Source organism: Fischerella sp. (assembly GCF_013388695.1).
GTDB lineage: Bacteria > Cyanobacteriota > Cyanobacteriia > Cyanobacteriales > Nostocaceae > PCC9605.
Map to the genome: position 1 here is coordinate 19990 of NZ_JACAEU010000079.1, position 9060 is coordinate 29049.

At 41.0% G+C, this 9060-nt stretch carries 6 protein-coding genes and 2 pseudogenes; 3 read left to right on the top strand and 5 right to left on the bottom strand.

Annotated features, from left to right (window positions below):
- Positions 1 to 94 precede the first annotated feature (94 nt).
- Together HXY43_RS10675 and HXY43_RS10680 are read right to left on the bottom strand one after the other, a co-directional pair.
- Complete coding sequence (locus HXY43_RS10675; protein WP_290883126.1) at positions 95 to 1132, bottom strand: chemotaxis protein CheW; 1038 nt, start codon at positions 1130 to 1132, stop codon at positions 95 to 97.
- Between the two features lie 168 nt (positions 1133 to 1300).
- Positions 1301 to 2503 (bottom strand): response regulator, encoded by a 1203-nt coding sequence (locus tag HXY43_RS10680; protein ID WP_051470074.1) that lies wholly within the window; start codon positions 2501 to 2503, stop codon positions 1301 to 1303.
- A gap of 797 nt (positions 2504 to 3300) precedes the next feature.
- On the opposite strand from HXY43_RS10680, the gene cysH reads away from it, so the two are divergent.
- Entirely contained in the window at positions 3301 to 4026 is a 726-nt protein-coding gene (cysH, locus tag HXY43_RS10685) for a phosphoadenosine phosphosulfate reductase (protein ID WP_290883129.1), read from the top strand.
- Between the two features lie 85 nt (positions 4027 to 4111).
- On the top strand, positions 4112 to 5428 hold the full coding sequence (sbcD, locus tag HXY43_RS10690; RefSeq protein WP_290883139.1) for an exonuclease SbcCD subunit D: 1317 nt from the start codon (positions 4112 to 4114) through the stop codon (positions 5426 to 5428).
- Here the strand turns inward: sbcD and HXY43_RS10695 are convergent.
- Both HXY43_RS10695 and HXY43_RS10700 read right to left on the bottom strand, forming a co-directional pair.
- Positions 5425 to 5688, bottom strand: a pseudogene (locus HXY43_RS10695) (NADH-quinone oxidoreductase subunit B); the annotation flags it as partial. The gene sbcD and the pseudogene HXY43_RS10695 sit on opposite strands and share 4 nt — an antisense overlap.
- Positions 5689 to 5851: 163 nt before the next feature.
- A pseudogene (locus HXY43_RS10700) lies at positions 5852 to 6319 on the bottom strand (zinc-dependent metalloprotease); the annotation flags it as partial.
- 180 nt (positions 6320 to 6499) lie between these two features.
- Between HXY43_RS10700 and HXY43_RS10705 the strand changes: the two are divergent.
- Positions 6500 to 7108 carry a Uma2 family endonuclease gene (locus tag HXY43_RS10705; protein WP_290883131.1) on the top strand — a complete coding sequence of 203 codons (609 nt, stop codon included), beginning with the start codon at positions 6500 to 6502 and terminating at the stop codon, positions 7106 to 7108.
- An 82-nt stretch (positions 7109 to 7190) separates the two neighbouring features.
- Here HXY43_RS10705 and HXY43_RS10710 read toward each other — a convergent pair whose 3' ends face one another.
- Entirely contained in the window at positions 7191 to 8810 is a 1620-nt protein-coding gene (locus tag HXY43_RS10710; protein ID WP_290883132.1) for a hypothetical protein, read from the bottom strand.
- Positions 8811 to 9060: the final 250 nt, after the last annotated feature.

A 9060-nucleotide genomic window follows, 5' to 3' on the forward strand; every position in this document is an offset into this window, starting at 1 on the left:
CGATAAAGTGAGAATAGATGATAATTATGAATGATAAATGCTGGAAATTTCATAATTCATAATTCATAATTCATAATTTTTATGTTGTCTTGGTTTAAACTTCTTCGTTCACTGCTAACTCCCCATTGATAAAAATTTTACGCAAGTCTATAACACTAAGCGTTTTTTCTTGAAAAGGAGTAGTTCCCAGAAGATACTTTTTATTGCCAGTGGGTAAGGGAATGATTTCGGCAGAATTTAGATAGATTACCTCAAACACTTGATCTACTGGTAATCCGGCAACAATATCATCAACCTGAACTACCACAGCCTTAGAACCAACTTTGACTGGGGTGATAGAGAGATTTAGAATATTGCGAATATCAACTAAAGTGATAATTTCTCCGCGCAAATTCATGTTGCCGATAATATGCTTTGGGCAACAGGGAATTGGTGTCAAATTGCGAATATCAGTGAACTCTTGTATCAGTTCCAATTCCAATCCAAAGTATTCTGTACCGAAGCCGATTACTGCTAAAGAAATCAGATTTTTTGTAAATTTTAAGTCTTGAACTGATTGCCGGAGATTATCGGCTCGCTGTTTGAAAATAGCTCTTTCTTCTGAAGTAGCATTGGGACAATATAAATCGTAGAAGAAGCTGGTAAAAGCTGTGATTCGATCTAATTGGCTTTCTGCATCCCAAATCAAAGTGACTAAAGCGTCTGGTTGACGAATTAATTTCTCAAAGTTGAGCAATAAAATTGTGTCTGATTTTACCTTAGCAATACCAGCAATAAATGCAGCGTTAACATGATTAATAAGTCCAAAAAAGGTTTCTTGTTCAATAACTGTGGCATCAAGTTCTAGCACTTGATTGACTTCGTGAACCAGTAAGCCAATTTGCAAGCCTTTCCATAGTACAACAATGACGTAATCACTCAATTGGCAATCTTTTAATGGATAATCTAGAAGTACACCTATATGTACGATCGGCACGATTTGTTCTCGTAAGAGCAGAATCCCGATAATATCGCTAGGTGCTTCAGTAATGGGAATTAGTTCCGGAAGAGGGAACATTTCTTGAACCAAATCTGCATCGATTCCATATAACAAATTGTGTATGCGAAAAGTCAGGTATTCTTTATTTTTCATTGCTGTATTTTTCAATAGCGTAGAAGAGATTGATAAGTAATTTAATAAATTGCAATAACCGAGCTTACATTGAAGTTTTTGACAAATTTGAATAAATATATACAGGTAAAGCAACAAATAAGATTAATGTATTTGCTAAAAACCTAAAAATTTTAGTTTATTCTTGTTTTATTCTGAACTCCTATCAGCAATAACTACATTCTGAGGGGTTGCTTGCGAAGAGTTGGATTCTTTGTGAATATATTTATCTACAATTTCTAGTAATTGTTTAGGTTCAAATGGTTTGGTTAAATAATGAGTAGAACCAGCAATTTGACCTCGGAGTTTATCAGAGAATTTATCTCGTGCCGTGACCATAATAATAGGTAACTGTTTAAATTTCGGGATGCTGCGTACTGTGCGGCAGAATTCTAACCCATCAATATCTGGCATGGTGACATCTAAAAGCAGCAGTGCAATGGGATTGGTATTCATGAGTCTGAGGGCATCTACAGCATTACTTGCAAAAAGTACCTGATAGCGATCGCTCAACGCCCGCTTAATCAATATCTGCACTACAGGACTGTCATCAACACTTAGAATAATTGAACGTTGCTTTTCAACAGCAGATATTACTTGAGTTATTTGAGGTTGGGGTGCTTTTTCGCCAAATGTAACCCAGCCTGGTCTTACCCATGTCATATATAAACGGGCTACTTCCAAGGGGTCTTGGTCTAATTGTTCGGCAATTTCAATGAGCGATCGCTCCCCATCGATCAACTTATGTAGATGCTGCACCTTGTTATTTGTAACTGCTTGCCGACCAATTGCTGAAAGCTGAGGAACAGCCTCCATAGAGGGGACAACAGGAGCAAGTGTAGCCCATTGCTGGCGGCGATGAGCTACGTCGAGAATTAATCTATACCAGTCTAAACCGTGACCTTCTTTCCCGTAACTCAGGTCACACTCGACAGCAGAGTCTAACTCTAACCGTCCAGGATAGGGCAATGTTTGCTCTAACACTTGCACAACTTGAGCATGAACAGCGCTTTCAATCTCCTCCCATTTGAACACTCGTATCCGGACGATTTGTTCTAAAAGTTCTCGAAAGGATGATTGATTTTGTAACTTTTGCATGGCATATTTAATGGCAGTATCAGCCCAACTGTGGCTAATCTTCAGCCCAATCATTCTTGCAAATTCTTGATTATTTGGAACTCTTGAGCCGCCATAAACAATTTCGCCATTTTTCAAAACTACAGCACGAGATCTTAACTTTTGGCAAGAATCTACAATCGCGTGTATATAAACACATCCATTGGTATGCTGACTTCGCAAATCTTGTAGGATATTACGTAATTGCCCTGCGTTGTACTGAATATTTATTCGCATTGTGTCTAAAAAGCGGCTGCTGTAAATTTAAGAATAAGCAGGATAAATCAAGCTTTTCCATCTTTGTAAAAGAACTTGCTTTATTAATAGATTTGCTAGATCCACCCGGATTTATTAGAGAGCAAAAATACAGCTACTTGCTAGCCTTGTTTCTAGTAGGTTGCTAGGGATAAGAATAAATGCTAGTAATTAGAAATTTGGATAGATGGTTTGAATCTTGCTTTTCGCCTAAGCAAGGTACACATTTCCATAACAGGGCGATTAGTGCAATTAATACCGCCTTTTATTCCATATTGGATAGGTATCAACTTATTTTTACCTGTGGAATGTAGAGTAAATTCCCTAGAACCCCCTCCAGAAAGTAGCAATCAATAGACACACCCACTTACGGTTTTTGACAAAGGTTCACGTTACAGCGCACGTTAAAGCGATCCCTTTCCTTCAGGCTTTTGCTCTGCTATGCTCAGTATTACCTTGGTAGTAAAAAAAAGCGACAGCTAGAACAAGCTACTGAGGCTAACTTGTATATCCAAAATTATCAGACTAACTATACTATAAGCAAGTCAATACTGAAGTTACTTTTAGCAAAAGTATGCAACTAACTGCCTCAAGTTTAAATTTTTATTGAATCAGCCTTGCTTAATAACTTTTTTAACATTTAGCTGCAAGCCCACGTAGGCGGACTATTTAAAATATTCCTAAACATCCGATCAAATACCTAATACCCGACCAAATTAGGTGTCTTTGTAGTGTAAAATTAACGTTATTCTAAAGGACTGTTCGACTAGAAAATAATTATGACTACTTCCACTGTATTTACAAATCAAAATGCCAATTTTGACTTGGAGCAACTAAATCAGAAGTATGAAAATGCTCATCCAAGAGAAATACTGGCATGGTCTGTAGAAAATATTCCTACAGGATTGGTGCAAACTAGTGCCTTTAACGTTGATGACATTTTAATCACGGATATTCTTTACCGTGAACTTAAGCACCCAGTACCTGTGATCTTTCTCGACACACTATACCACTTCCGCGAAACTTTGGAATTGGTAGAAAAAGCCAAAGAAATTTACAACCTAGATTTGAAAGTTTACAAAACTCCCAATGTAAATACCCGTGAAGCGTTTGCTGCTAAATACGGCGAAGCCCTTTGGGATAAAGATATTGCCAAATTCCATAAAATAACTAAAATTGAACCTTTACAACGGGGTCTTGCGGAACTAAACACCATTGCTTGGATCACCGGACGCCGTCGCGATCAAGCCGTGACTCGCGCGAATATGCCTATATTTGAAATTGATGGCAACGGTCGGATCAAAATCAATCCCCTAGCCAATTGGACACGCAAACAAACCTGGACTTATGTCTCTGAGAATGGGATGATTTACAACCCCCTCCACGACAAAGGTTATCCCAGTATTGGCGATGAACCCATTACTACCCCAGTAGCCGAAGGAGAAGACGAACGCGCTGGACGCTGGCGGGGTAGTGGTAAAACTGAGTGTGGAATTCATATTTAGTTATTAGTCATCTGTCATTAGTCTTTTGTCATTAGAGTATTAAACAAAGGACAAATGACCAATGACCAATGACCAAGGACAAATTATGATTAAGATCCTCCATCTTTCAGATATCCACATGGGAAGCGGTTTCTCCCACGGACGCATCAACCCTGAAACAGGACTAAATACACGCTTGGAAGATTTTGTCAAGACTCTGTCTTGCTGTATTGACAAAGCATTGACAGAGCCTGTGGATCTTGTCGTCTTTGGCGGTGATGCCTTTCCTGATGCTACACCGCCGCCCTATGTTCAAGAAGCTTTTGCCAGTCAATTTCGCCGTCTTGTGGATGCTCAAATTCCGACGGTATTGTTGGTGGGCAACCATGACCAACATTCGCAAGGGCAGGGAGGAGCAAGTCTATGTATTTACCGCACTTTAGGCGTGCCGGGTGTTGTAGTAGGTGATACATTAAAGACTCACCGCATCCAAACTCGCCATGGCCCAGTGCAAATCATTACCTTACCTTGGCTGACTCGTTCCACGTTGATGACTCGCCAAGAAAGTCAAGGTTTATCTCTAAGCGAAGTACATCAACTTTTAACTGAACGTCTGCAAGTTGTTTTGGAAGCAGAAATTCGCCGCCTCGATCCGAATGTACCAACTATTCTTTTGGGTCACTTGATGGCTGATAATGCCAGTTTAGGAGCTGAGCGTTTTTTGGCAGTAGGTAAAGGCTTTACAATCCCCCTTTCCATGCTGACGCGATCTTGTTTTGACTATGTAGCTTTAGGGCACGTCCACCGCCACCAGAACTTAAATAAATCAAACGATCCGCCGGTGGTGTACCCAGGGAGTATTGAACGGGTGGACTTTAGTGAAGAAAAGGAAGAAAAAGGCTATGTGATGGTTGAGTTGGAACGCTTTTGCGCTAAGTGGGAATTTTATCCTTTGCCAGCCCGGAGTTTCCGCACAATCGAGGTGGATGTATCGAAAGCAGAAGATCCGCAAGCGGCAATCATCAAAGCGATCGCCAAGTACAATATTGAAAATGCAGTTGTCAGATTAATTTATAAACTTCGTTCCGAACAGTTGGACTTAATTGATAATGCTGCACTGCATCAGGCATTAATTCCAGCTCATACCTACACAATTCAACCAGAATTGGTGAGTCAGTTGGCTAGACCTCGCGTTCCTGAATTAAGCGCTAGTAACAGCATCGACCCCATAGAAGCACTAAAAACATACTTAAACAACCGTGAAGATTTGAAAGATATCGCAGCATCAATGTTAGAAGCTGCACATCAACTGCTAGCCGCAGATGAGGAAGATTGGTTAGAATCCACTCCTATAGAGGAAAACACCAATCAACTTAATCAGACATCATCAGGTAATACAAATCATCAGTTGAAACTACTTTAATCTTGATTGGCTGTGGTTGCTGGCAGTTTCAAAGGCAATGGCAAACCTGTTGCTTCAGTAAGTTCTGGAGATGGGGCTTGCCTTTCTGGACTTTTCAGATATTGCCCATCGTGGACAGGAGATACTACCTTCATTTGGTGGGAAATACTGTAGTAGCGGTGAGTTTGTTGGGTAATCTGCCGTTCCTGGATGCTTTCGTTGGCAATTTTCTTGCGAAGTTTGATAAGTGCATCCATAATTGCCTCTGGCCTGGGTGGACATCTGAGTTATTCCACTAAAGATAAAGGTTTTAAGGTGCTAACTTAAGGTTTGTTGTTTGTTGGTTGTTGGTTGTTGCTTGTTAACCATTCCTCCTTCCTTTACCCTTGCTCCTTTATCGAAGAGGGGAACGGTGTTCCCTGTTAAGAGTTCCCTGTTCCCTCTTTAATTTGATAGCAATCCTGCGTTTAATGCTTTGGTAATGCGATCGCTCGTCTCTTCCAAATGCGCTAATGTGTAAATATCAAGATTTTCACCTTGGTGTCTGATACTGACATCAATGGCTTTGCGTAGTTGGCGCAATTCATACCAGGCTAGTGTACGACTATCTTCAGGTACATCATCAGTAGTACGCAATACCATCTCCAGTAAAATATTTAGATGTTCCCTTTGCAATGAACGACGGATGCTAGAAATTGGCTTTGCTTCTCTAGTGTCTAAAACTTCTGTCCAAATGTTTTTTTGCAGGGTGTCGAATAGTTCCGGCATAGAAAGCGCTTGTCCGGGCGGGGTTTTGAATTCTATATCTCGCAGACGGTTTAAGCGATCGCTCCTAAATAGCGATCGCAGTATCGCACCTTGGAAATGCTGAATGCGATCGTGAATTGGATAATCAAGGCGAGATACAGGTATTAAGTATTTCTCAAGATATTAAAAGATAATCTCCACAATAATATATATATTTGGCGTTGCATAATTGCGGGATGATTTTGGAATTTGCATGACTCATAATCACCGCGTCACCGCGTCTGGTGCGTCAGCCTCATTCATCCCATTATTCAGCAACACCATAGATTTTAATACTAACTAACCATGACTACAACCACACCCAAGCAACTATTAACTTTTGAGCAATTCCTAGAGCAAGACCTTGATGAAGAAGGTCGCTATGAGCTTGTTAACGGAGAAATTGTGAGGATATTACCAACAAGACAACACGATAACATAGCTGAGTATATTTCAGACTCATTCAAAGACGAGGTAAAACGTCTCAAGCTAGACTACAGAGTTTCAGGCAGAATTATGGTTAGGACACTCACCTCAGATGGTAAAGAACAAGGTCGTCATCCTGATGTGAGTGTGGTAGACAAGACTCTTTGGGATTCAAACCTTGCTGCTTATTCGGCGCTGCTGGAACCCCTCCAACTAGCTGTAGAGGTTGTGTCTACGAATTGGGAAGATGACTACATTGATAAGCTGGATGAGTATCAGCGGCTGGGTATTCCTGAATATTGGATTGTAGATTATTTAGCAGTTGCTAGTCGTAGTTATTTAGGTAATCCGAAAGTCCCAACAATCTTTATTTACTTGCTGGATAAAAATGGAGTCTACCAGTATAAACCTTATCGTGGTAGCGATCGCATTGTCTCGCAGACTTTCCCAGAATTGGCGCTGACAGCAGAGCAAGTGTTAAAAGCTTAGAAAGATTTTAATACAGTCTCCGTAAAAAAATCTCACAACTCAAAGTACAAGAAGCTATCTTCCATAACCCTTACCTACTTTCCTAGTAATTCCTTCTCAACAACAAACCCGCAATATTAAATCTTTTATCCAGTTCACCAATTATATCTAGAATATTGGCGAGGTTTCGTGGTGGCTGGGAAATCAACGTATCCTCAGCAATTAATCGCCGAAAATCAACTTTAATGTCTCCTGTACGCTCGGTTTGACCGTCGTTTTCATAAAATTTTATACCTGCCAATTGCATAATCTTGATAATTTCCTGAGTTAGAATGCCGTAACCAATCGTAGTAGGATGAATCCCATCCATAGAGAATAAACCGCCTTGAGTACGACCGTTTGGCCCGGAGATGAAAAAGCGAGAGTTGGGTACAGGTGATAGTGCTTTCAACTCTGGTGGCAATTCATACTCACCACCAACTTCCTCCCACCAAGAAGGTCTAGCAGTGGGGTCTTCCAGATAGCGCCGGGATGCAAGCCTATCCAGTAATCCACAGGTTTCTAGTAAATACCAATCTCTACCTTCTGTTCTCGCTTGCCGTACCGCATCAGTAATATACTCGTTGTACTGGTCAATAGCACTATCAATTGCTCTTGCCTCGTCTTCGGTGAGGTGTGGGTGTTTATCTGGGTCAAAATCCTCATCTTCAATCCAAGGCAAAGTGTAGTAAGGGAAGTACCGCGAACCCTGTGTGACTTTACGATCAACTCCACGGGCAAAAGGTACGATGGTAACGTGAGGCACTGTGCCAATAATCACATGCCGGGCGCGAATTCTCCTAACTTCGGCAACTACCAGATCTAGCTCAGCTTTGAAGTGAATAGGACGCCAGACAGTATATTTATCGTTCACTGTCATATCATCATAGCCAGTATCACTCCATACCACATTAAATGTGAGAATACTGCCCAGAGCATTATTCGCACCAATAAAGACAATCAGAGTTTCAATTCCTTCGGTTTCTTCTGTTCCTTCTGCACCGAGAACTGCGGCTGCTTGCAACGGTGTGAGTGCTTTAGCATTCGTATCTCTAGCTGAGTTCAAAACCCGAATGGCAGCGCGATCGTTATGATTATCGACAATCTGCTGGAAAAAATCATCCCGAGACGAAGAATTTCTGATTACTTCTATGCAGATATCTGCATTGCGCGATAAGGTATTCCGCAAATCCCAACCATAGACTGATAAGTTGTGGTTGATCTCGCGTTGAATTGGCAATAGCGAACCTTCACCACGTTCCCAGTAATCTTCAATTGCATCTAGGTATTTGCGTAAAAACAGCACGGCTGAAACAAATTCCGAAAAATTGATGTTGTCGCCAAACTGCTGCTGGAGATTACGAGCCAAGCTTTCTAAGTTTAACGGCAATCCATCTCCTGGTGAATCATACGTGGGATAACGCAACTGATTCCAACCCATTTCCCTGGCAATAATCGCAGGATAAGATAGCCGCGTATTAAAAATAGCCCCACTTTGAAAACCATGTGTAATTGAATCGCCAATAGTTACCAAGCGATGCTGGGGAGTTCCTACTTTTTTGACATTGACAGGAATACCCAAAGTTGGATCTACAATTGGCTTTCGCGCTTCAAATAGCACCTGTACATCTGAAGGCGTTTTGCGCTCCTCGCTAAGTGATTGTGAAGCTGTTAGATTAGTCATACGTGCTTTTTGTTACGATGCATTGATTATGCTCTCACAAAAAATTAACAAAATGGCGGTAGGTAAGCTTGCTCTTTTAAAAGTGAGAGAAACAATCGCTCAACCACTGTCATTAGTCAATAGTTTATTGTGGCGTTGCTGAATTAAGGTATGAATTGTCATTCTGAGCGGAACTTTGTGGAGCGAAGAATCTCGATAGATGCTACTCTGCGAGAAGCCGCTGTCGCGTCTACGTTCCGCGTTGCTACAC

Excerpts from the sequence above, each read along its gene's own strand:
- HXY43_RS10675 (WP_290883126.1), bottom strand. The coding sequence starts at position 1,132 with ATGAAAAATAAAGAATACCTGACTTTTCGCATACACAATTTGTTATAT.
- HXY43_RS10680 (WP_051470074.1), bottom strand. The coding sequence starts at position 2,503 with ATGCGAATAAATATTCAGTACAACGCAGGGCAATTACGTAATATCCTA.
- cysH (WP_290883129.1), top strand. The coding sequence starts at position 3,301 with ATGACTACTTCCACTGTATTTACAAATCAAAATGCCAATTTTGACTTG.
- sbcD (WP_290883139.1), top strand. The coding sequence starts at position 4,112 with ATGATTAAGATCCTCCATCTTTCAGATATCCACATGGGAAGCGGTTTC.
- HXY43_RS10705 (WP_290883131.1), top strand. The coding sequence starts at position 6,500 with ATGACTACAACCACACCCAAGCAACTATTAACTTTTGAGCAATTCCTA.
- HXY43_RS10710 (WP_290883132.1), bottom strand. The coding sequence starts at position 8,810 with ATGACTAATCTAACAGCTTCACAATCACTTAGCGAGGAGCGCAAAACG.